Genomic DNA, 21,777 nt, shown 5'->3' with positions numbered 1-21,777 from the left:
CCCGCGGGGCGAGCCCTTTCCCGTCGGTCAGAGTGCGCGCAGCTTGGGCAGGACGTCCTCGGCGAACTGGGTGAGGAAGCGCTCCTGGTCGTGGCCGGGGCCGTGGAAGACCAGGTGGTTGAGCCCCGCGTCGAGGTAGGGCTTGATCTGCGCGACGGCCTCGTCCGGGTCCGACGCCACGATCCAGCGTCTGGCCACCTGCTCGATCGGCAGCTCATCGGCCAGGCGCTCCATCTCCTGCGCGCTGTTCACCGAGTGCTTCTGCTCCGCGGTCAACGACAACGGCGCCCAGAACCGGGTGTTCTCCAACGCCACGTCCGCGTCCCGGTCATACGACATCTTGATCTCGATGGTCCGGTCGATCGAGCCGGGGTCACGGGACTCCTTCTCCGCGCCCTCGGTCACCGCCGGCATCAGCTTTTCGGTGTAGAGGTCCATGCCCTTGCCCGAGGTGCAGATCATGCCGTCGCCCTGACGGCCGGCATACCGCGCCACCTGCGGGCCACCCGCGGCGATGTAGACCGGGACGAGCTTCTCCGGCTTGTCGTAGATCGACGCGTTGACCAGCGTGTAGTACTCGCCGGCGAAGTCGACCTCGGCCTCGGTCCATAACAGCCGCATCAACTTCACCGCCTCGCGCAGCCGCGCGTAGCGCTCCTTGAACTCCGGCCACTCCCGACCCGACACCGCCACCTCGTTGAGCGCTTCACCCGTACCGGCACCCAGGATGACCCGGTCGCCGGTGAGCAGCGCCATGGTGGCGAAGGTCTGCGCCATCACCGCCGGGTTGTAGCGGAAGGTCGGCGTGGTCACCGACGTCCCGATCAGGACACGTGAGGTCCGCTCCCCCACCGCCGCCATCCATGTCAAGGCCGACGGCGCATGCCCGCCCTCGTGCCGCCACGGCAGGAAGTGGTCCGACACCCAGACGCTGTCGAGCCCGACCTCCTCCGCGCGCACCGCGTACTCCACCAGATCCCGGGGCCCGAACTGCTCCGCCGAGGCCTTGTACCCGATCGTGAGTTCCACGCTGCTATCTCCGTCCTCGATGGCCTGATCACACCCCGCGCAGGGTGAGCTCCTCGGGCCCGTGCATGGAGGCGAAGCCCTCGGGGAAGCGCGGTCGCGCAGCCAGCTCCACGGCGTCGAACCGGTCGAGGAAGGCCGCGAGCGCGATCGCCATCTCCGCACGCGCCAACGCGTGGCCCAGGCAGAGGTGCGCGCCGTGCCCGAATCCGAGTTGGCGGCCCACCCCGTCGCGCCGTGGATCCATCCGGTGCGGAGAGGGGAACGCCTCGGGATCCCGGTTGGCCGCGAAGACGTTCACGGCCAGCAGGGTGCCCGCGGGGATGTCGACCCCGAGATGGTGAACGTCGGCGGTCGCCCTGCGCAGGAGGATGTGCAGTGCCGGTCGTAGCCGCATCGACTCCTCCACCACTGCCGGGATCAGGTCGCGCTCAGCCCTGAGCTGCGCCCACATCCCCTGCTCGACGACGAGCTCGACGATCGACGCGAACTGGTAGCGGGTCGTGTCGTGCCCGGCGAAGAGCAGGTTGAGCAGTGCGCCCTCCAGCTCGCTCTCGGTCAGCCGTCCCTCCGGGCCCGAAGCCTGGACCAACGCGCTGACCATGTCGTCGGACGGATGCCGCCGCCGACGGTCGATGAGGTCGCGAAGATAGGCTCGGAGGCCCTCGATCGCTGCGTCGATGACCGGGGTGTGAGGCGCCAACGGGATGGCGGCGAGCAGCCCCAGATCCATGAGCCATCCACGGAACAGCTCGACGTCGTCACCGGGCACCCCGAGGAGCGAGCAGAGGACTGCGACGGGGAATCGCCCACTGAATCGTTCGACGAGGTCGAACGGCTCGTCGGACGGCAGGCGCGCGACCGACTCCCGGGCGAGCGCCGTCATCTCCGGGGTGAGGGCGGAGATGCGGCGACGGGTGAAGGCCCGGTGCAGCACCCGCCGAATGCGATCGTGGCGGGCGCCCTCGATCATCGGTAGCGAGCCCTCCGTCGCCCACCACATGATCGGATCGGAGGCGCCGAGGTTCTCGTAGTAGCCGGCCCCGATCGAGTCCAGTGCCGGGTCGACGCACATCGCCCGGGCCATGGCGTACGACAGGACCTCGACTCCCCGCACCGTCCGGACCAGCGGACCATGGGCTCGCAGCCTGTCGCAGGCCCCTGCGGGATCCGCGGTCAGGTCCTCCCCCGGCAGGTCGACCTCGGGCAGCGAGAGCGAAAAGAGTTCCCTGGTCGTCGACACCGCGATCAGCTCCTCCGGTAGACGACGAACAGGTTGCCCCAGGGGTCCCGCAGGACCGCGCGGGTCTCGTGCGGGCCCTGCTCCACATCCCGGATCACCGAGGCGCCTGCTGCGACCGCGGCCCGTACGGCGTCGGCGACATCCGCCACCCGCAGCGACGCGGCGACGCGGCCGGCGGTGACGTCCTCCTCCGCGCCGGCGAGCGCGAAGCTCGTCCCGCCGCCGTCGAGCATCGCGAAGCGGCTACCGTCCTGGAACTTCACCGGCAGGCCGAGGGCCTTGCCGTAGAACGCGACTGCTCCGTCCACATCAGACGTCGGGTACAGCACGTTCCCCACCGTCGGCTGGTCACTCACTTCGCTGCTCCTGCTCCGCCGCGCGCCGCGTCCGCGGAGCGTTCGGCCTCGTACCGGTTGCGGGCGCGCTCGTTCGCGGCTGTCAGCGCCTTCTGGAACTCGTTCTCCGAGCCCGAGAAGGTCGTCCAGTTCTCCACCCGACGGCGGCTGGAGTCCTGGAAGTGGGGGGCGACCTCGCGGGCGAACAGCTCGTAGGAGTCGAACGTGTCCCGCGGATTGGCCCAGTCGAGCACCCGGATCAGGTGGGTGCCGTAGCCCCCGGAGATCTCCTGCATGCGCTCGATGTGCTCGATGGCGTCCTCCGGGGTGCCGACCACCCCGAGCTCGGAGGCCCGGAAGATGTCCAGCCACGGCGCGTCGGCGGGCAGCCCGGAGGTGTCCAGCACCGCCTGCAGGAAGCTTGCGTCCCGCAGCGCGTAGCGCGCCGCGTGGTCGATGCCGTAGGCGACCTGCCGCTCGGCCTCCTCGCGCGTGGGCGCGATGTGGATGCAGCTGACCAGCCGCCAGTCCTTGCGGTCCGGCTCGGCCTTGCCGTGGCGGGCGAGCTGCTCGCTGTACATGTTCCAGTGCGAGGCCAGGACCTTCTGCCCCGCGGGGGTGGCCGCGGCCAGCGCCAGCATCGGGAGCCCGTAGCGCCCGGCCAGGTTCGCTCCGGCCGGGGAGATCACCGCGGTCACGGCGATCTCCGGGTGCGGGCGGGTGTAGGGCAGCATCTGCAGCTGGGCCTGGTTGAGCTCGAACCAGTCGGTCTTGCGGTCGATCAGCCCCTCCTCGGTGAACAGCGCGAGGATCGCCTCGAGGGACTCCTCCATCCGCTCCCGCAGCGAGGTGTAGTCCAGGCCCATCATCGCGGCGTCCGAGGGCAGCGCCCCCGGCCCCACGCCCACGATGAGCCTGCCGTGGGTCAGGTGGTCGAGCAGCGTGATCCGCTCGGCGACCATCAGCGGGTGGTGGTAGGGCAGTGAGATCACGCCGGTGCCCAACTTGATGTTCTTGGTGCGCTGGGCGGCCGCGGCGATGAACAGCTCCGGCGAGGAGATGATCTCCCACCCGCTGGAGTGGTGCTCCCCGATGAACGCCTCGTCGAACCCGATCTTGTCCAGGTGCTCGACGAACTCGAGGTCCCGGTCGAGGTCCCAGGTCGGATTGTTGCTGGGCTTGTGCTCCGGCCCCAGGAAGACCCCGAACTTCATCCGGCGACGAACGTCAGCGTTCATTGTGGGGCGACTCCCATCATTGCGGCGCCTGCAAGGTCCGAGACGAACCGGCGAAAGACTGGTGACCAATCGCTTGCTTGGTAGACTGGCAGTCTCGCCGCTGAGGTGTCAAGGCGGCCGGACGAGCATTTGTAGGAGGAGCACATGTCAGGACTGCAGGGCAAGGTCGCCCTGATCACCGGGGCGGCACGCGGACAGGGGCGGTCGCACGCGATCCGGCTCGCCGAGGACGGCGCGGACATCATCGCGATCGACGTCGCCGAGGACATCCCGACCGTTCCGTTCCCGGGCGCCACCCCCGAGGACCTCGCCGAGACCGTCTCGCTGGTGGAGAAGCTCGACCGGCGGATCGTCGCCCGCCAGGTGGACGTGCGGGACGTCTCCGCACTGACCGAGGCCGTCTCGGACGGGGTCACGGAGCTGGGCGGGCGGCTGGACATCGTGCTGGCCAACGCGGGCATCTTCGGCACCCCGGGCAAGGTCTGGGAGATGTCCGACGAGCTGTGGCAGACCACGATCGACGTCAACCTGACGGGCGTGTTCACCACCGTCCGCGCGGCGGTCCCGCACATGCTCGCCGCGGGCAACGGCGGCTCGATCGTGCTCACCAGCTCGGCAGCGGGTCTCAAGGGCGTCCCGAACTACGGCAACTACGCCGCGGCCAAGCACGGCGTCACCGGCCTGGCCAAGACCCTCGCCATGGAGCTCGCCGAGCACGGCATCCGGGTCAACAGCGTGCACCCGGGCAGCGTGGACACCACGATGATCATCAACGACACCACGTTCAAGGTGTTCGCCCCGGACCTGGAGCACCCCACCAAGGAGGACGTGTCGGCCAACTTCGCCACCACGAACCTGCTGCCGATCCCTTGGTTGGAGCCGCGGGACATCTCCAACGCCGTCGCCTGGCTGGTGTCGGACGAGGCCCGCTACGTCACCGGCATCCAGCTCCCGGTGGATGCGGGCATGAACGCCAAATAGCCGATCGCGGTTCGTAGGTGCCGGATCCGGCACCTACGAACCGCGATCGAGGCCGCTCAGGGGTAGCGGACAGGGCGGCGGTCGCCCAGGAGGACGCGCAGGACCTCGCGGCGGCCGGCCTCGGCGGTGCCCCACTCCGGCAGTAGCGACCAGATGCGCTTGAGCCAGAGCTGCAGGTCCAGCTCATCGGTGTAGCCGATGCCGCCGTGCACCTGCAGGGCCGTGCCGGCAGCCAGCCTCGCCGCGTCCGCCGCCGCGGTCTTCGCCGCGACCGCGTCCCGGTCCGCCACCGGCCCACCGTCACCGTCGAGCTGCAGGCCCGCCCGCAGGACGAGCGGGCGGGCGAAGTCCAGGGCGATCCGGACGGTCGCGAGCTGGTGCTTCACCGCCTGGTAGGAGCCGATCACCCGGCCGAACTGGGCACGCTCCTGCGCATAGGCCACGGCCTGGTCGAGCACCGCCGCGCCCGCGCCCACGAGCTGGGCCGCGGTCGTCACGGCACCGGCCCGGCGCAACGCCGCCGCGGCGGCCTCGCCCTGCGCGAGGAGCTCACTGGCCGACTCCGCGACCGCGAAGTGCCTGCGGGTCGGGTCGACGCCGGGCTGGGCGGTGAGCGTCAGGTCGGCCGCGGCCGAGCCGACCACGCCGTCCGGTCCCGCGGCGAGCACGAGGTGCGCCAGGTCGGCGTCGACGACCAGGCCGCCGGGGTCGGTGCGCACCCCGATGACGGCGTCGCCCTCGGCGAGGCGGGCGAGCCACGGCTTCGCGGCCGCGCCGCCCCAGCGGCCCAGCACGTGCCCGGCGACCAGCGCGGTCTCGGCGACCGGCCCGGGCACGGTGTGCCTGCCGAGCTGCTCGGCGACCAGCACCGTCTCGACCCCGCCCAGCCCGAGCCCGCCCCGGTCCTCCGGCACGAGCGCGCCAAACACGCCGAGGTCGCGCAGCCGGCCCCAGAGGGCACCCGTGCGCTCCCCCGGGTCCACCACGACCTTGCGCAGCCGCTCGCCCGTCGCCTCCGCGGTGAGCAGCTCGCTCACCCCGTCGGCGAGGGCCTGCTGGTCCTCACTGAGCGCGAACCTCACTGCGTCACTCCTCGCGGCTCCCGCGGCAGGCCCAGCAGCCGCTCGGCGATCACGTTGCGTTGGATCTCGTTGGTGCCCGCGTAGATCGGGCCGGCCAGCGAGAACAGGTACCCGTCGAGCCACCGGCCGCCGTCGACCGCGGCCGGTGCCCCGGCGTCGAGCGGACCCAGCGGTCCGAGCAGCTCCAGCGCGGTCTCGTGCATGGCGATGTCCAGCTCGGACCAGAAGACCTTGTTCACGCTGGCCGAGACGCCCAGGTCCCCGCCCTCGGCGAGGGTCGTGGCGCTGGCGAAGGTGTAGAGCCGGTAGGCGTCGGCCTGGATCCAGGCCTTCGCGACGGCGTCGGCGGCGGCGGGGTGCGCGTCCGGGCCGACCCGGTCGAGCAGGTCGACGAGCCGGTCCGCGGTCGCCATGAACCGGCCCGGGCTACGCAGGTACATGCCGCGCTCCGAGGCCGCGGTCGCCATGGCGACCGACCAGCCCTGCCCCACCCCGCCGAGCACGTCGACGTCGGGGACGAAGACCTCGTCGAAGAAGATCTCCGCGAACCCCGTCTCGCCGTCGAGCTGGCGGATCGGGCGCACCGAAACGCCCTCGGCGGTGAGCGGGAAGAGGAAGTAGGTCAGGCCGCGGTGCTTCGTGGAGCCGGGCTCGGAGCGGAACAGCCCGAACCCCTGGTCGGCGAAGGCCGCCCGCGAGCTCCAGGTCTTCTGCCCCGACAGCCGCCAGCCGCCCTCCACCCGGGTCGCGGTGGAGCGGATCGCGGCGAGGTCGCTGCCCGCGCCGGGCTCCGACCATGCCTGCGCCCAGATCGACTCGGCGGAGGAGATGCCGGGCAGGTAGCGGGCGCGCTGCTCGGGCGTGCCGTGCTCCAGCAGGGTCGGGCCCAGCAGGAACAGCCCGTTCTGCGACACCCGTCCGGGAGCGCCCGCCGCGTAGTACTCCTCCTCGAACAGCAGCCACTGCAGCAGGGATACCCCTCGGCCGCCGTACTCGGTGGGCCAGTGCACCGCCGACCAGCCCGCGGCGTCGAGCTCCCGCTCCCACGCGCGGTGCGCGGCGAACCCCTCCGCGGTGTCCAGCGACGGCAGCGGCTCGGTGGGCACGTGGGCCGCCAGCCACTCGCGGGCCTCGAGCCGGAACCGCTCGTCGGCCTCGTCGAAGGTCAGGTCCATCGCGCTCACCCCCCGGTCCGCGTGCGGCGCAGCTCGGCCGTCGCCACCTCGTCGGGCCGCCCGGTCGCGTCGAGGACGACGCCGTAGTCCCGCGCCGCCGCCGCGGCGGTGATCCGGTGGGCGGCGACGTCCGCGACCACCTCGGCCACCGGCCGGTCCTCGGGGCGGCCGATGCCGCCCCCACCGGTCGTCTCGACGACGAACGCCTCACCCGCCGCGAAGTGCTCGTTGTTGACCTTGGCCGCCAGCCGGACCAGCTCGCCGTCGACCGTGCGCTTGAAGAACCCGCCGGGCACGCCGGGCCGCCCGCCGTCGCGGCCGGGCGGGCCGTTGCGCAGCCGGTCCCCACGCGTCGTCACGTGCGCGTCGGCGAGCAGCCGGAACACCGTGCGGGTGCCCAGCCCGCCACGCCACCGGCCGGGTCCGCCGGAGTCCGGCAGGTACTCGACCTCCTCGACGACCAGCGGGCAGCGGACCTCGACCGGCTCCACCTGGGGGACGGAGTTGCGCCCGAGCCCGAAGTGGATGCCGCTGGCGTCGGGCCCGTCCTTGCCGTGCCGTGCGCCGACCCCGCCGAACTCGTAGGCCAGGTGCACCCAGTACGGCGCCGTCGTGGCGGCCACGGAGAAGGGCTGCAGGATCCCCGACGCGGCGATGGCCCGCTCCGGCACGGCCTCGGACAGCGCCTGGAGCACGCACTCCATCGCGGCGTAGGCGGGGAGGAACCGGCCGCCGCACGGGTAGGGCGAGGTGGCGTTGAGCAGCGAGCCGAGCGGCAGGTGCACGTCGAGCACCCGCAGCGAGCCGTCGTTCATCGGGATGGTGGGGTCGAGGAAGCAGCGGAAGGCGAACACCGCGCCGGCCAGCGACTGCGAGATGCTGGCGTTCACCGCGGCCGCGACCTGCGGGTCGGTGCCCTCGAAGTCCAGGCGCACCGCCTCGCCCTCGATCGTCACCGCCACGCGCACGGTGTGCTCGACGCCCTCGTGCACCCCGTCGTCGTCGATCACGTAAGAGGAGCGGTAGACGCCGTCCGGCAGCGCGGCGACGGCGGCGCGGGTGCGCACCTCGCTGTACTCCAGGTAGTCCCGCACCCCGGCCGCGAGGCCCTCGGCGCCGTGCTCGGCGATCAGCTCCTCGACCCGGGTGGCGGCGGTGGTGGCCCCGGCGATCAGCGCCCGGACGTCCCCCACGACCTTGTCCGGCGTGCGGCTGTTGAGCGCGAGGATCCGCAGGACGGAGTCCTCCAGGCCCTCGGCGGTCGCGATCCGCACCGGCGGGAGCTGCAGCCCCTCCGCGAAGATGTCGGTGGCCAGCGAGGCCATGCCGCCCGCCGAGCCGCCGCCGATGTCCGAGACGTGGATCAGCGTGCCGGTGAAGTAGGCGACCCGGCCGTCGACGAAGATCGGCTTGAACACCAGGATGTCGTTGGTGTGGATGCCGCCCTTGTAGGCGTCGTTCGTGGCGAAGACGTCCCCGGGCCGCATGGTCTCGGCGGGGATGTCCTGCAGCAGGTACGGCACCGCCACTGACAGCGCCATGGAGTTCATCAGGGTGGTCGCCATGGAGTGCGCGATCAGCCTGCCGTCGGCGTCGAGGATCGCGGCGGAGGCGTCGGAGCCCTCGACGATGAACGTCGAGTAGGCCGAGCGCACCACGACGATGCTGGCCTCCTCCGCGGCGACGACCAGTGCGTTGCGCAGGACCTCGGCGGTGAGCAGGTCGGGGGTCTCGGCGGTCTCGAGGGTGGTCATGACCGGTCCTCCGGGGAACGGGTGAGGACGACATCGAAGGCGTCGTCGACGCGGGCGGTCCAGGACGGCGGGACGACGACGGTCGACTCCTCGTCCGCGACGATCAGCGGGCCGGGCACGGCACCGGTGGCGCGCAGCGTGTCCCGGTCGTGCACCGGCACATCCCGGTACCCCGCGTACTCGGCGAACCAGACCGGGCGGTGGCCGACCGGGCCGGACCCGGCGCCCTCCCCCGGCCTGCGGCCCAGCGGCACCTTCGGCACGACGCGGGTGACCCGCACGCGGTAGCTGACGAGCTCGACGGCGCCGTGCGCGGCGATCCCGTACGACTCCTTGTAGCGCCGCCCGAAGGCCTCCTTGAGCGCTCCCAGGGTCTCGGGGGTCCAGCGCTCGCCCGGCAGGTCGACGGTCAGCTCGTGGGCCTGGCCCGCCAGCCGGACGTCCACCGAGCGCAGGACCTTCGTGTCCGCCGAGGCGAGCTCGACGCCGAGGTCGTCGGCCGCCGCGGTGGCCAGCTCCGCGAACACGGCGTCGAGCTCGGCCGGGTCGAGCGCGTCCTCGTGGCGCAGCCGGGTGGTGAGCCGGTCGGTGGACAGGTCCGTGCCGAGCAGCCCGACCGCCGACCCGACGCCGCACGACGGCGGGATGATCACGGTGCCGATGTCGAAGGCCTCGGCGACCCGGGCGGCGTGCATCGGCCCGGCCCCGCCCGAGGCGACCACGGCGAAGCCGCGGGGGTCGAGCCCGCGCTGCACGGTGACGACCCGGAAGGCCGCGCCCATCGCGGCGTTCGCGATGTCGTGCACTGCCTGCGCCGCCTGCTCGCGGGACACCCCGAGCGGACCGGCGACCCGGTCGTCGACCGCCTTCTCGGCCAGGTCGCGCGAGAGCGACATGGTGCCGCCCGCGAAGTGGTCGGGGTCGAGGTAGCCGAGCACGAGGTTCGCGTCGGTGACGGTCGGCTCGGAACCGCCGAGCCCGTAGCAGGCGGGGCCGGGCTGCGACCCGGCCGAGTGCGGGCCGACCCGCAGCGCGCCGCCCTCGTCCACCCAGGCCACGCTGCCGCCGCCCGCGCCGACCTCGGCGAGGTCGATCGCCGGGGTCTTGATCGGCACCCCGGTGCCCGCCCGGCGGCCGCCGAAGCTGCCCTTGCCGCCGACGTGGAACTCGGTGGTGATGGCAGGCTCGCCGCCGCGGATCACCGAGGCCTTCGCCGTGGTGCCGCCCATGTCGAAGGACAGCACGTCGGCGTGGCCAGCGGCCAGCCCGGTCGCGCGCGCCGCGAGCACGCCCGCGGCGGGTCCGGACTCGATGGTCGCGACCGCGCGGCGGCCGGCCAGCTCGGCGGACATCACGCCGCCGCCGGACTCCATGACCTGCACGGTGACCGCGATGCCCGACTCGGCGAGCCGGGCCTGCAGGCCGGTCAGGTAGCGGACCATGATCGGCCCGACGTAGGCCGACATCAGAGTGGTGGTCGACCGCTCGTACTCGCGCAGCTCCGGCCACACCTGCGACGAGGTGACGACCGTGGAGCCCGCGGGCAGCTCGGTGCGCAGGATCTCGGCGACCCGCCGCTCGTGGCGGTCGTCGGCGTAGGAGTGCAGCAGCGCCACCGACACGGCGGTGATGCCGCGCTCGCGGATGGTCGCGGCCACCCCGCGCACGGCCTCCTCGTCGAGCGGGAGCAGGACCTCACCGCGCGCGGAGACCCGCTCCGGGACCTCGAAGCAGTCCGCCGCGGGGATCGGAGGGGACGGCGGGTCGAAGAACGTGTCGAACCGATCCTCCTCCACCCGCGCGTACCGGCCCAGGGGCAGCATGCTGCGGAAGCCCGCGGTCGCGACGTGGGCGACCCGGGTGCCCTTGCGCTCGAGGATCAGGTTCGTGGCCAGGGTGGTCGCGTGCACGAACCGGGTGACCTCGCCCGGCGCGACGCCGGCCGCGGCGAGCGCCTGGCCGACCCCGGTCAGGATCCCCTCGGTCGGGTCGTCGTGCGTGCTGAGCGTCTTGGCCACGGCGACCTGGCCGGTCGGTCCGGCCAGGACGACGTCGGTGAACGTGCCACCGACGTCGACTCCGAGGGCGTACCCCCCGTCCGGTCCGGCGGCGCCGGTGCCGTCAGCTACTGCGGGCATCGTGGAGACCTCACTGTTCGAACGGGTGGCTGGTCAGGCGGCGACCGGGTGGCCGACGTCCGTGGCGGCGACGACCTCGCCGAGCCAGGGCACGAGGTCCAGGCCCGCGGCGGCCGCCCAGGGCGTCCAGCGGACGTCGTCGTGCTCCCAGTTCAGGACGACGCGGGGGGTGGCGGCCTCGGCCCGGTAGACGTGGACCCGCCAGCTGCCCGAGCGCCCGTCCGGCAGCACGAGGTCCGCCTCGTGGCGCCACCAGTCCAGGTCGGCGACGGTCAGCCCCGTCTCCTCGACGAGCTCGGTGAGCACGTGGCGGGCGGGCGGCACCCCGCGGTCGAGGAAGCCGGTGACGCAGTGCCAGCGCCCCACGTCCGAGCCGACCCGCCCGCTGCGCCGCAGCAGACAGACGTCACCCCGGTGGGTGAGCACCATCGCCACGACGGCGCGCACCGGCGCGTCCACGAGGTTCGTCATCGGTCCTCCTCTCGCCCTGCCGACAGCCTATGGTGTACCAAGCGCTTGCTCAATACCCTGGACACGTCTCGTCGTCGTCGAAGCCCGAGGAGCCCCCATGACCCTCTCCCCCGCCGCCCTGTCCGGCCGAACCGCCGTCGTCACGGGAGGCGGTGCCGGGATCGGCGCGCGCACCGCGGAGCTGCTGGGCGCCGCGGGCGCGCACGTGTTGGTCGTGGACCGGGACGCCGCAGCCGCCGCGGCGGTGGCGAAGGGGCTCGCGTCGGCCGAGCCCGTCGCCCTGGACCTCGGCGACGACGCCGCGATCGAGGCCGCCGCCGACCGGTTCGCTGCCGCGGACATCCTGGTGAACAACGCGGGCGTGTCCCGCGTCGAGCGGTTCGTCGACAGCGACCCGGCTGGCTGGGACCTGCTGTGGCGGGTGAACCTGCGCGCGCCGATGCGGCTGGCCCAGGCCGTGCTGCCCGGCATGACCGAGCGCGGCTGGGGCCGCGTGGTCTTCGTGGCGACCGACAGCGCCCGCGCCGGCGCGGGCGGCGAGGGTGTCTACTCGGCGACCAAGGCGGGCCTGCTCGGGTTCGCCAAGACCCTCGCCCGCGAGTCTGCCCGCGCCGGGGTGACCAGCAACGTCGTGTGCCCCGGGCTCGTCGACACCGCCATGCTGCGCGGGGTCGCGGAGACCAAGCCCGGCGTGATCGACGCGCTCACCAAGGCGATTCCGATGCGCCGCCTCGGCGACGTGGACGAGATCGCCCAGAGCATCTCCTTCCTCTGCTCCCCCGAGGCGTCCTACGTGACCGGGCAGACCCTGAGCGTCAACGGCGGGATCACCATGAACTGACGTACAGCCGGCCGTCTTGGCCGACTCCGCCGAGCGCCCCCGTCTACGGTCCGGGGTGGAGCACACGCGCTCGGTCGGACCGGATCGAACACCAGCGAGGAGCCTCCATGCGCACGTCCACAGCCCACGCCGTGTCCCCCGACTCGGGCGAGCACTGGGCGGCGGAGGGCGCTTGGAAGGTCGCCGACGGCGTCCACCGCATCCCGCTCCCCCTCCCGACGGACGCGCTGCGCGCCGTCAACGTCTACGTGCTCCAGGGCGAGGACGGGCTGACCCTCATCGACGGCGGGTGGTCCATCCCGCTCGCCCGCGACGTGCTCGAACGAGGCCTGCGCGAGCTCGGACACGGGTTCGGCGACATCCGCCGCTTCCTGGTCACCCACGTCCACCGCGACCACTACACCCTGGCTGCGGTCCTGGGGCGCGAGTTTCGGGGCGGAGGTGAGCCTCGGCCTGCCGGAGAAGCCCGCCCTCGACCTGCTCGCCCCCGACGCGGACCCGCAGGCCCAGGCGGCCCCGTTCACCCGGGTGCTGGTCCGCGCGGGCGCGCGGGACCTCGCCGAGCACTGGGCGTCCCGGCCGCCCCAGGAGACCGACCCCGCGGGCTGGCGCCTCCCGGACCGGTGGTTCGAGGCCGACCACCGGATCGTCGTCGGCACCCGGGCCCTCGACGCCGTGCACACCCCGGGCCACACACCCGGCCACTACGTGTTCGCCGACGAGGGCGCCGGCCTGCTCTTCGCGGGCGACCACGTGCTCCCCACCATCACCCCGTCGATCGGGTTCACCGTCCCGCCGGTGCCCGACCCCCTCGGCGACTTCATGGCGTCCCTCACCCGGGTCCGGTCGCTGCCCGACCTGACGATCCTCCCGGCCCACGGGCCGGTGGCCCCGTCGTCCCACACCCGGGTGGACGAGCTCACCGCGCACCACGAGGACCGGCTGCGCAACAGCCTCGCCGGGCTCGACCACGGCGCGCAGACCGCGCACGAGGTCGCCCAACAGCTGACATGGACCCGCCACGAGCGCTCCTACACCGAGCTCGACGAGTTCTCGCAGGGGCTGGCGACGATGGAGACCAAGGCCCACCTCGACCTGCTGGTCGCCCGCGGCGCCGCGACCGCCGTCGAGGGTCCTGACGGCACGGTGTTCAGCCAGAGGCCTACAGCACCGCCAGCGGGGTGAGAGGGCTGGCGGTGCCCCCCTCGATGGGCAGTGGCGCGGCGACGAACAGGAAGTCGGCGCGCCCGCCCTCCGCGACTGCGGCGGAGAGCTCCTCGAGCCCCATCATCTCGATCAGGGTGACCCCGGCCCGCCACAGCGTGAGCAGGTGGACGTCCTCGTCGAGGGTTCCGTGGAACGTGCAGCCGGGGTCCAGGGCACCGACGGCGGCGTTGTCGCTGCCGATGGCCACGACGTCCCGCTCCACGAGCCACCGCGCCCCGGAACCGTCGAGGCCCGGCTGCGCGTCCTGGTAGCGGGCGGGCTCGCCGCGGAAGACCTGCGGCCAGCCGGTCCGCACCAGCACCACGTCCCCGGCCCGCGGCTCGACCTCCGCCGCGCCGGCGACCTCGGCGAGCAGCGCGGCGTCGACGAGCGTGTCCGCGGGCAGGTGCGGGATGCCGCGGTGGGCGGCCACATCGAGCAGCACCCCGCGGGCGACCAGCGGACCCAGCTTGTCGATCCCGCATCGGGTCGCCCCGTAGCTGCGGACCCGGTCGGCGGGGTGGCCGTTGTAGAGCGCGTCACCGCGCCACATGTGCGCGAGCGCGTCGATGTGGGTGGTGGTGCCGTGCGGGGAGAGCACGAGCGCGTCGTCGGACAGGCCGATCTCGCCCTGCAGCCGCCGGGCCCCCGCGGCGTAGTCGCCGCCGTCGACGGACATGAAGTGCTGCGGCAGCGGCCGCCCGGCCAGGTGCGGGACGCGCCCCGCGCCGGGACCCGAGGTGGAGCCGCTGATCGGCTGGGCGAGCGGCAGGACCCTCCCCTGCCGGACCGAGGACACCGCCGCGAGGACGACGTCGGGGGTCAGCAGGTTGGCGGCCCCCCGCTCGTCGTCCGCACCCCAGCGACCCCAGTTGTCGCTCACGGCGCCGTCACTTCGCCGCGTCGCGCATGCTCCGCGCGTCCTGGCCCGCCAGCGAGTCCCCGCCGACCTCGGCGTTGTGCGCGTGCGCGAGGTGGTGCAGGCCGAACACCGAGTCCATGCCGCTCTGCAGGCCCATCAGGTCCTCGGCCTGGTTCACGGCCTTCTTGGTGAGCGCGAGCCCGAACCGCGGCATCGCCGCGATCTTCTCGGCGATCGCGAAGGTCTCGGCCTCCAGCGCGTCCCGGGCCACGACCCGGTTCACCATGCCGAGCTCCAGGGCGCGCGGGGCGGGCACCCGCTCCCCGGTGAACAGGAACTCCTTCGCCGCGCGCGGGCCCATGACCCACGGGTGGGCGAAGTACTCGACGCCGGGGATGCCCATCCGCACGACCGGGTCGGCGAAGAAGGCGTCGTCGCTCGCGACGATCATGTCGCAGGACCACGCGAGCATCAGCCCGCCGGCCACGCAGGCACCCTGGACCATCGCGATGGTCGGCTTGGGCAGCTCGCGCCAGCGCCGGCACATTCCGAGGTAGACCTCGGACTCGCGGGCCAGCCGGTTCTCCGCGCCCTGGCGGCCGACGTGGCTCCACCACAGCCCGGCCCGCCGGTCGTAGGCGACCTCGACGTCCCGGCCGGGGGTCCCGATGTCGTGCCCGGCGGAGAAGTGCTTCCCCTCCCCCGCCAGCACCACCACGGACACCTCGTCGTCCTCCGCGGCGCGGTAGAACGCGTCGTCCAGGGCGTAGGTCATCACCGAGTTCTGGGCGTTGCGGTACTCCGGACGGTCCATCGTCACCACGGCCACCGGGCCGCGGCGCTCGTAGCGGACCACCGCGCCGGCACCCTCGGGCGTCTCGACTCCCATGTCGACCTCCTGCTTGACCAAGCGCTTGCTTCGACTGCAAGGTATCTGTGCAGCAGCGGGCCCGTCAACGCGCGTGCACCCGACTCGAAGGAGCGTCGATGACCTCATCAGCAACCAGCCCCGTGTCCGACCTGGTGACGGGCGCCGTCGCCCTGAGCAGCGCGGAGGCGGGCGGGGTCGCCGGTCGGGTCAGTGTCCCCGAGCCGCGGGTCAAGGCTCTGCTCGCGCAGCGGGGCGTGGTCGTCCCGCGGTCCGCGACCGCCGCCCGCGGGGACCGGGTCGACGCGTCCGCGCTCACCGGCCCGGTGGTGCTCAAGGCCTTCGGACCCGGCCTGCTGCACAAGAGCGACGTCGGCGCCGTGCGGCTGGGGCTCGCCCCGGCCGAGGTGGACGAGGCCGTCGCCGCGATGGACGCCGCACTCGCCGCCCGGGGCATCACCCCGGACGGGTTCCTGGTCGAGGAGCAGCACCCGGGCGGCACGGAGCTCATCGTCGGCGTGGTGCGGGACGCGACCTTCGGCCACGTCCTGCTGCTCGGGCTCGGCGGGGTGGCCACCGAGCTGCTCGGCCTGCACGCCCTGCGGGTCGCTCCACTGTCCGAGGACGACGCTCGCGCGCTGGTCGAGGGTTTCCCCGGGGCGCCGCTGCTGTCCGGGGCCCGGGGCCGCGCGCCGGTCGACACCGAGGCCCTGGTCCGGCTGCTGCTCGCCGTCGCGGGGCCGGACGGGCTGGTGGCCGCGGTCGGGGACGCGCTGGTCGAGTTCGAGTGCAACCCCGTCGTCGTCACGCCGGAGGGGGCCACCGCGCTCGACGCCCGGCTCGTCCTCGAACCGGACGCGGCGCAGCCCGCCCCGACCCACCCGGCGACCGCGTTCGACACGCTGTTCGCCCCGCGCACGATCGCGGTCGCGGGGGCCTCCACCAAACGGCCGAGCTTCGGCAACCGCTTCCTCGCCGGCTACCGCGAGATGGGCTGGACCGACGGGCTCTACGCGCTCCACCCCTCGGCCGCCGAGGTCGACGGGGTGCCCGCCGTCGCCGGGCCAGCGGACGTCCCCGGTGGGCTGGACTACCTCGTCGTCGCCGTGCCGGCCCGCGCCGTGCCGGAAGTCGTCGCCGCGGCCGCCGCGGCGGGCACGGCCTTCGTGCACGTCATCACCGGCGGCTTCGCCGAGATGGGCGCGGAGGGCGCGGAGCTGCAACAGCGGGTCGCGGACGCGGTGCGCGGCACCGGGACCCGGCTGATCGGCCCGAACTGCCTGGGCGTCTTCGCTCCCGCGGGCCGCCAGACCTTCACCCTCGGCGCGCCGAAGGAGGGCGGCAGCGTGGCGGTGGTGTCGCAGAGCGGCGGGCTGTCCGGCGACCTCGTCACCGTGGGGTCGCGGCGCGGAGTGCGGTTCGGCAAGGTCGTCAGCATCGGCAACGCCATCGACGTCACCCAGGCCGAGCTGCTCGGCTGGCTGGTCGACGACCCGGAGACCGAGGTCGTGGGGCTCTACGTCGAGGGCACGAAGGACGGCCGGGACCTGCTCGCGGCGCTGCGCCGGGCCGACGGCCACAAGCCGGTCGTGGCGCTGCGCGGCGGCTCCAGCGTCCAGGGCTCCGCGGCCGTCGCCTCGCACACCGGGTCGATGGCGGGCGCCACCCAGGTCTGGGAGGCCGTCGCGGAGGCCACCGGGCTCACCCTCGTCGAGACCCTCGAGGACCTCGTCGCCGGGCTCGGGTACCTGCAGCACCACCGCCACCACGTCCCGGCACCGGGTGCCGAGGGGGTCCTCGTGATCGGCCTCGGCGGTGGCGCCTCCGTGCTCGCCACCGACGCGTGCGACCGCGCCGGGCTGACCCTCACCCCGCTGCGCGACGGTCTGCGGGAGACCCTGCGCGACAACGGGTTCGGTGCGGGAACCAGTGTCGCGAACCCGCTGGAGGTGCCGGTCGGTCCTGCGTCCCCAACCGGCATCGTCGGGAACGCGCTGGCCCCGATCCTCGCGGCGGACGGCCAGCCGTACCTCGATCTGCTCGTCCACGTGAACGTCGCCTCGTACTACAGCTACGGCACCGCCGGGCTCGCCCCGCTCGTCGCCGAGCTGCAGGACCTGGTGGCGCGCCGCTACCCGGTCCGCCTCGCGGTGGTGACCCGCAACGCGGACGTGGCGGCGGGCGAGGACGCGGACCTGTTGCGCCGCTTCGTCACCGACACCGGCATCCGGGTCCACCCGAGCTTCGACGAGGCCGCCCGCGCCATCGCCGCCGCCCAGCGTTTCGACGCCCGGCGCGTCTGAGGTGTCCCGCTACCCGGACAAGGGCGTCCTGGTGACCGGCGGCGCGTCCGGTCTCGGCCGTGCGCTCGCCCGGCTGCTGGCCGCCGAGGGGGCGCACGTCACCGTCGCCGACCTCGACGGCGCCGGCGCCGAGCAGGTCGCCGCCGGGATCCGCGCAGACGGCGGGCGGGCCGTCGCGGCGGTCGTGGACGTGACGGACGAGCCCGCGGTGGAGGCCATGGTCGCCACCACCGTGCGCGCCGCGGGCCGGCTCGACGCGCTGTTCACCGTGGCCGCCGCGACCGCGGGCGAGCTGCACCGCCGCGACGGCGACCTGGTGGACCTGGACCCCGCGATCTGGGACGGGGTCCTGGCCGTGAACCTGCGCGGGGTGATGCTCTCCTGCAAGCACGGGGTCCGCGCGATGCTGGAGACCGGCGGTGGCGCGATCGTCACCACCTCCTCCACGGGCGCCCACCAGGGCAAACCGACCGGCGCGGCCTACGGGGCCTCGAAGGCCGCGATCGAGGCGCTGACCCGGTACGTCGCCACCATGTACGGGCACCGGAACATCCGCTGCAACGCCGTCGCGCCCGGGTACATGGCGAACCCGGAGACCCGCGACCGGGAGCTCCCCAGCGTCGCCGAGATGGCCGCGGTCGAGCGGCTGCTACCGCATCCCGCCAGCCCGCACGATGTCGCCGAGGTCTGCGCCATCCTCGGTTCCGACGCTGCCGCGGCGGTCACTGGTCAGACCTACATCGCCGACTCGGGTCGGCTGGCGCACAAGGCGTCCGTGTCGGTCGAGCGCGCGCTCGCCCGGCGCCGGGCGCGGTGACCACGCGCGTCGCGGTCCTCAACGACGACACCTGCCCGGCGCGTCCGCGGGCCCGACGCGGCCGGCTCGGTGAACCGCTCCCGGTGGTCTGCTCGACGCCGGATCTCCGTTCTAGGCGCTCGCGATGCGATCGATCGTCGCCCGCAACGCGGCGCGCGCACCCGCAAGCTCCAGGAACTCCGGGATGTTGTGCCGGGGCCCGTCGTGGGCGGCCCGCAGCGACTGGCCGCCGTCCACGACGACCGTCTGGCCGGTGACGTACGCCGCGAGGTCCGACAGCAGGTACAGCACCGCCGACGCGACGTCCCCCACTCCGCCGCGACGCCCGAGCGGGATCAGGTCGCGTTCACGGGTGCCGTCGGAGCCCGCGCCCGAGTGGGCGCGCGGGCTGTCGATGAGCCCCCAGGCGACCGTGTTCGCCCGGATCCCGAAGGGCCCCAGCTCGACCGCCATGGTCCGGGTGGCGGACTCCAGGGCCGAGCGCGCGGAGCCGTAGGGCGCGAACCAGGGCATGGCGCGACGGGCGTCGGCGACCGAGAGGTTCACGAGCACTCCCCCACGGCCGGTGCGGACCATGCGGCGCGCCGCGAGCCTGCAGGTCTCGAGGGCGTACCCGGCGTTGAGCTCCCAGCCCTGCCGCCACTGGTCCGCGGTCAGCTCCAGCACGTGGCCGATGTCGCCCGGGGTGACCCCGCCGACGACGTTCACCAGGCCGGCGAGGTCGGCCGCGGCCACGGCCCGCTGGACGGCGGCCGTCCCCTCCGCGGTGAGGACGTCCGCGACCACCGGGGTGGTCCCCGGGTGGCGGGCCACGAGCGCGGCGAGCCGGTCCTCCGCCCGGTCCACCGCGACGACCCGGGCCCCCGAGCGGACCAGCATCGCGGTGGTGGCGGTGCCGACGCCCCCGCTCGCGGCGCCCACCACGAGCACGTCGCGACCGGCGAGTCCGGGGAGGACGACGTCGGGGACCGCGGGCTCCCGCAGGCTCCCCGCGTTCACAGCGGCATCACGCTGCCGCCGTTGACCCGGATGACCTGCCCGGTCACGTACGAGGCGGCGTCGCTCGCGAGGAACGCCACAACCGAACCGACCTCCGCGGCCAGCCCGGCGCGGCCCAACGGCACCCCCTCGGCCTGGGTGCGCAGGATCTCCGCGCGGCGTTGCGGGTCGATCTCGCCGTCCCGCCCACGGAAGTGCTCCTCGGTCATGCCTGTGAGGATGTAGCCCGGTGACACCGCGTTCACCCGGATCCCGGCCGCACCCAGCTCCCGGGCCAGGCTGCGGGTCAGCTGCAGGACCCCTGCCTTGGCGATGCTGTACGCGGCCAGGTCGCCGACGGCGGCGTCGACCGTGCCGGATCCGACGTTGACGATCGCCGCACCCGCCTTCATCACGGCCGCAGCGGCCTGACAGCCGAAGACGAGACTGGTCAGGTTCAGGTCGAGGCTGCGCCGGAAGTCCTCCTCGCCCAGGTCCGCGACCGGACCGCGGCTGGTGACGGCCCCGGCCACGTTCGCGTAGACGTCGAGGCGTCCGAAGCGGTCGATGACGTGGCCGACCAGCGCACGGACGGCCGCCGCGTCGGTGACGTCGAGCGGGGTGGCCATGCCGTCGACCTCCCCGGCCGTCCGGGCCGCGCCCTCCGGGTCGAGGTCGGCGCACACCACGGTGTCGCCCGCCGCCGCGAGCGCGACGGCACTCGCCCGCCCGATCCCCCCGGCCGCCCCGGTGACGATCGCCACGCGCATCTCGAGCCCCCTCCCACGAGACGGACGCGCCGGCAGGGAACCCCGGCGCGTCCGACCCTTGCTGCGCCCTCAGTGGGCGACGACGTCCCCGGCGGTCTTCATCGCCAGCACGTTCTCCCGACGGCCGTGCGGCAGGATGAACGTGACGAGCAGGCTGGCGGCGCCACAGAGCGCCGCCACCAGGTAGGCCGCCTGGTATCCGCCGGCGCCGTAGAGCACCTGGTCCCCGACCGGGATCACGTTGGCCACCAGGAACGCGAACGCGACCTGGATCAGCAGCACCGTGCCGATGTTCTGGCCCGCGAGCGCCATCGTCGCGGCGATGCCCTGCTGCTCCGGTGGCGCCGCCTGCACGACGAGGTTGGGCAGACCGCCGTACGTCGCACCCATCCCGAGCCCGAAGACGATCAGCAGGCCTGCCACCTGCCAGGGCTCGGAGTGCCACAGCGCGAGGCCGGCCGCGCCGACCGTGAGCAGTGCAGCACCGACGAGCATCGGGTTGCGGATGCCCCAGGTGCGTGCCCGGCTCCCGCAGATGAACCCGGCCAGAACCATCGCGGCTCCCATGGGTGCCAGGTAGTAGGCGACGCCGAACGCGTCGGTCCCGAAGCCGAAGGTCTCGCCGACCTCGCGGGGCGTCTGCAGCATGCTCGGCACGATCGAGGACACGATCCCGGTCGTGGCGTAGACGGTGGCGCCCAGCAGGAACGTGGTCCACATCGGCTTGCTGCGCAGCAGCGGGAGGTGGATCAGCGGCTCCGGGAAGGTGCGGTCCCACCAGATCCAGGCCGCGAACGCGGCCAGGCCACCGACGATCAGGCCGAGCGTGGGCAGCGACAGCCACCCCCAGGTCGGCCCCTCACCCAGGGCGAAGATCAGCGCCGCACCACCGACGCCGAGCAGCACGGCACCCGGCCAGTCGAGCCGCGCCCGCACCCGCAGCGGCGACTCCGGCAGCAGCAGGAGCACCCCCACGACGCAGACGGCCTCGTAGATGGCCACGAACCAGAACACCGAGAGCGCGCCGAACGAGTCGATCAGCCACCCCGCCAGGAACGGAGCGAGGATGAACGTCAGACCCGACCCGGTCAGCGTGATGGTGATGGCGAACGCGACGACCTTCTTCGGGAACACGTCGCGGATCAGCGAGTAGCCCAGTGCCGGTGTCACGTACAGCAGACCCTGTAGGGCTCGCCCGACGATGAACAGACCGTAGTTCGGGGCGATCGCGGACAGTACCGCGCCCAGGCCCGACAGCACGAGGGTGATGACCAGCAGGAGACGCTTGCCGCGCAGGTCGGCGAGCTTGCCGATCACCGCGACCACGACCGCGGCCGCGAGGTTCGCGATGGTGATCGTCCAGCCGATCTGGGTGGTCTGGAAGTGTGTGGCGATCCCCGGCAGGGCCGTTGCCACGAGGTTGTAGGAGAACGCGGCCAGCTCGCCCATCAGGACGATGACCAGCAGCGCGACGATCAGACGCGGCGTCCAGGTCCGGCCGGTCGCGTCGACGGGCGCGTCGGGTTTCGGGCCGGTCCGGGCGCCCTGCGGCGCCGAGGAGTCTGCTACCACGATTCGAGTACCTCCGATGACTGCAGCACTGCACGTCCGGGGACGACCTACCGCGGTCGGGCGTGCGGGAAGTCGTCGAGAACCGTAGCCAACCAAGCGCATGCTTGGCAAGAGACT

At 73.4% G+C, this 21,777-nt stretch carries 19 protein-coding genes; 5 read left to right on the top strand and 14 right to left on the bottom strand.

Going from position 1 to position 21,777, the window contains the following annotated elements:
* Positions 1–27: 27 nt before the first annotated feature.
* From fgd to ACFQH9_RS19405, 4 genes are read right to left on the bottom strand one after another with little or no spacing between them, the layout of a single operon-like run.
* Positions 28–1,029 carry a glucose-6-phosphate dehydrogenase (coenzyme-F420) gene (fgd, locus tag ACFQH9_RS19420; protein WP_379567575.1) on the bottom strand — a complete coding sequence of 334 codons (1,002 nt, stop codon included), beginning with the start codon at positions 1,027–1,029 and terminating at the stop codon, positions 28–30.
* A 28-nt stretch (positions 1,030–1,057) separates the two neighbouring features.
* A complete protein-coding gene (locus ACFQH9_RS19415) occupies positions 1,058–2,269 on the bottom strand; it encodes a cytochrome P450 (protein ID WP_379567574.1) in 1,212 nt (403 codons plus the stop codon).
* 5 nt (positions 2,270–2,274) lie between these two features.
* On the bottom strand, positions 2,275–2,625 hold the full coding sequence (locus tag ACFQH9_RS19410; protein ID WP_379567573.1) for a VOC family protein: 351 nt from the start codon (positions 2,623–2,625) through the stop codon (positions 2,275–2,277).
* Positions 2,622–3,818, bottom strand: coding sequence for an LLM class flavin-dependent oxidoreductase (locus ACFQH9_RS19405; protein WP_379567572.1), 1,197 nt, complete (start codon positions 3,816–3,818; stop codon positions 2,622–2,624). Before ACFQH9_RS19405 ends, ACFQH9_RS19410 begins: the two co-directional genes overlap by 4 nt.
* A 168-nt stretch (positions 3,819–3,986) precedes the next feature.
* Here ACFQH9_RS19405 and ACFQH9_RS19400 point away from each other — a divergent pair, with 168 nt between their 5' ends.
* Positions 3,987–4,823, top strand: coding sequence for a mycofactocin-coupled SDR family oxidoreductase (locus ACFQH9_RS19400; protein ID WP_379567571.1), 837 nt, complete (start codon positions 3,987–3,989; stop codon positions 4,821–4,823).
* A 56-nt stretch (positions 4,824–4,879) separates the two neighbouring features.
* On the opposite strand, the gene ACFQH9_RS19395 is transcribed toward ACFQH9_RS19400, so the two are convergent.
* The 5 genes from ACFQH9_RS19395 to ACFQH9_RS19375 are packed head-to-tail and all read right to left on the bottom strand — an operon-like array spanning position 4,880 to position 11,443.
* Positions 4,880–5,905 carry an acyl-CoA dehydrogenase family protein gene (locus tag ACFQH9_RS19395; protein WP_379567570.1) on the bottom strand — a complete coding sequence of 342 codons (1,026 nt, stop codon included), beginning with the start codon at positions 5,903–5,905 and terminating at the stop codon, positions 4,880–4,882.
* The gene (locus ACFQH9_RS19390) at positions 5,902–7,080 is read right to left on the bottom strand and encodes an acyl-CoA dehydrogenase family protein (RefSeq protein ID WP_379567627.1); all 1,179 of its coding nucleotides are present in this window, start codon (positions 7,078–7,080) and stop codon (positions 5,902–5,904) included. Before ACFQH9_RS19390 ends, ACFQH9_RS19395 begins: the two co-directional genes overlap by 4 nt.
* Before the next feature lie 5 nt (positions 7,081–7,085).
* The gene (locus ACFQH9_RS19385) at positions 7,086–8,834 is read right to left on the bottom strand and encodes a hydantoinase B/oxoprolinase family protein (RefSeq protein ID WP_379567569.1); all 1,749 of its coding nucleotides are present in this window, start codon (positions 8,832–8,834) and stop codon (positions 7,086–7,088) included.
* Positions 8,831–10,972 (bottom strand): hydantoinase/oxoprolinase family protein, encoded by a 2,142-nt coding sequence (locus ACFQH9_RS19380; RefSeq protein WP_379567568.1) that lies wholly within the window; start codon positions 10,970–10,972, stop codon positions 8,831–8,833. Before ACFQH9_RS19380 ends, ACFQH9_RS19385 begins: the two co-directional genes overlap by 4 nt.
* Before the next feature lie 33 nt (positions 10,973–11,005).
* Complete coding sequence (locus ACFQH9_RS19375; protein WP_379567567.1) at positions 11,006–11,443, bottom strand: NUDIX domain-containing protein; 438 nt, start codon at positions 11,441–11,443, stop codon at positions 11,006–11,008.
* 97 nt (positions 11,444–11,540) lie between these two features.
* Between ACFQH9_RS19375 and ACFQH9_RS19370 the strand changes: the two genes are divergently transcribed.
* Together ACFQH9_RS19370 and ACFQH9_RS19365 are read left to right on the top strand one after the other, a co-directional pair.
* Positions 11,541–12,284, top strand: a complete 744-nt coding sequence (locus ACFQH9_RS19370; protein WP_379567566.1) for an SDR family NAD(P)-dependent oxidoreductase — start codon at positions 11,541–11,543, stop codon at positions 12,282–12,284.
* 441 nt (positions 12,285–12,725) lie between these two features.
* Complete coding sequence (locus ACFQH9_RS19365; RefSeq protein ID WP_379567565.1) at positions 12,726–13,469, top strand: MBL fold metallo-hydrolase; 744 nt, start codon at positions 12,726–12,728, stop codon at positions 13,467–13,469.
* On the opposite strand, the gene ACFQH9_RS19360 is transcribed toward ACFQH9_RS19365, so the two are convergent.
* A complete protein-coding gene (locus ACFQH9_RS19360; protein WP_379567564.1) occupies positions 13,447–14,373 on the bottom strand; it encodes a cyclase family protein in 927 nt (308 codons plus the stop codon). The two genes, ACFQH9_RS19365 and ACFQH9_RS19360, sit on opposite strands and share 23 nt — an antisense overlap.
* A 7-nt stretch (positions 14,374–14,380) precedes the next feature.
* On the bottom strand, positions 14,381–15,241 hold the full coding sequence (locus tag ACFQH9_RS19355) for an enoyl-CoA hydratase (protein WP_379567563.1): 861 nt from the start codon (positions 15,239–15,241) through the stop codon (positions 14,381–14,383).
* Between the two features lie 98 nt (positions 15,242–15,339).
* Here ACFQH9_RS19355 and ACFQH9_RS19350 point away from each other — a divergent pair, with 98 nt between their 5' ends.
* Together ACFQH9_RS19350 and ACFQH9_RS19345 are read left to right on the top strand one after the other, a co-directional pair.
* Entirely contained in the window at positions 15,340–17,523 is a 2,184-nt protein-coding gene (locus ACFQH9_RS19350; RefSeq protein ID WP_379567562.1) for an acetate--CoA ligase family protein, read from the top strand.
* A 1-nt stretch (position 17,524) separates the two neighbouring features.
* Positions 17,525–18,340 carry an SDR family NAD(P)-dependent oxidoreductase gene (locus ACFQH9_RS19345; RefSeq protein ID WP_379567561.1) on the top strand — a complete coding sequence of 272 codons (816 nt, stop codon included), beginning with the start codon at positions 17,525–17,527 and terminating at the stop codon, positions 18,338–18,340.
* 111 nt (positions 18,341–18,451) lie between these two features.
* Here ACFQH9_RS19345 and ACFQH9_RS19340 read toward each other — a convergent pair whose 3' ends face one another.
* The 3 genes from ACFQH9_RS19340 to ACFQH9_RS19330 all read right to left on the bottom strand — a co-directional run bounded on the left by ACFQH9_RS19340 (position 18,452) and on the right by ACFQH9_RS19330 (position 21,660).
* Positions 18,452–19,339: an SDR family NAD(P)-dependent oxidoreductase gene (locus tag ACFQH9_RS19340; protein ID WP_379567560.1), complete on the bottom strand. Its 888-nt coding sequence runs from the start codon at positions 19,337–19,339 to the stop codon at positions 18,452–18,454.
* Positions 19,336–20,088, bottom strand: coding sequence for an SDR family NAD(P)-dependent oxidoreductase (locus tag ACFQH9_RS19335; RefSeq protein WP_379567559.1), 753 nt, complete (start codon positions 20,086–20,088; stop codon positions 19,336–19,338). Before ACFQH9_RS19335 ends, ACFQH9_RS19340 begins: the two co-directional genes overlap by 4 nt.
* A gap of 69 nt (positions 20,089–20,157) precedes the next feature.
* Positions 20,158–21,660: an MFS transporter gene (locus ACFQH9_RS19330; protein WP_379567558.1), complete on the bottom strand. Its 1,503-nt coding sequence runs from the start codon at positions 21,658–21,660 to the stop codon at positions 20,158–20,160.
* Positions 21,661–21,777: the final 117 nt, after the last annotated feature.

The organism is Pseudonocardia lutea (assembly GCF_042658055.1).
In the GTDB taxonomy this organism is placed as follows: domain Bacteria; phylum Actinomycetota; class Actinomycetes; order Mycobacteriales; family Pseudonocardiaceae; genus Pseudonocardia; species Pseudonocardia lutea.
This window is presented reverse-complemented; position numbering and strand designations above follow the sequence as displayed.

Excerpts from the sequence above, each read along its gene's own strand:
- ACFQH9_RS19405 (WP_379567572.1), bottom strand. The coding sequence starts at position 3,818 with ATGAAGTTCGGGGTCTTCCTGGGGCCGGAGCACAAGCCCAGCAACAAT.
- ACFQH9_RS19400 (WP_379567571.1), top strand. The coding sequence starts at position 3,987 with ATGTCAGGACTGCAGGGCAAGGTCGCCCTGATCACCGGGGCGGCACGC.
- ACFQH9_RS19390 (WP_379567627.1), bottom strand. The coding sequence starts at position 7,080 with ATGGACCTGACCTTCGACGAGGCCGACGAGCGGTTCCGGCTCGAGGCC.
- ACFQH9_RS19385 (WP_379567569.1), bottom strand. The coding sequence starts at position 8,834 with ATGACCACCCTCGAGACCGCCGAGACCCCCGACCTGCTCACCGCCGAG.
- ACFQH9_RS19380 (WP_379567568.1), bottom strand. The coding sequence starts at position 10,972 with ATGCCCGCAGTAGCTGACGGCACCGGCGCCGCCGGACCGGACGGGGGG.
- ACFQH9_RS19375 (WP_379567567.1), bottom strand. The coding sequence starts at position 11,443 with ATGACGAACCTCGTGGACGCGCCGGTGCGCGCCGTCGTGGCGATGGTG.
- ACFQH9_RS19370 (WP_379567566.1), top strand. The coding sequence starts at position 11,541 with ATGACCCTCTCCCCCGCCGCCCTGTCCGGCCGAACCGCCGTCGTCACG.
- ACFQH9_RS19355 (WP_379567563.1), bottom strand. The coding sequence starts at position 15,241 with ATGGGAGTCGAGACGCCCGAGGGTGCCGGCGCGGTGGTCCGCTACGAG.
- ACFQH9_RS19350 (WP_379567562.1), top strand. The coding sequence starts at position 15,340 with ATGACCTCATCAGCAACCAGCCCCGTGTCCGACCTGGTGACGGGCGCC.
- ACFQH9_RS19335 (WP_379567559.1), bottom strand. The coding sequence starts at position 20,088 with ATGCGCGTGGCGATCGTCACCGGGGCGGCCGGGGGGATCGGGCGGGCG.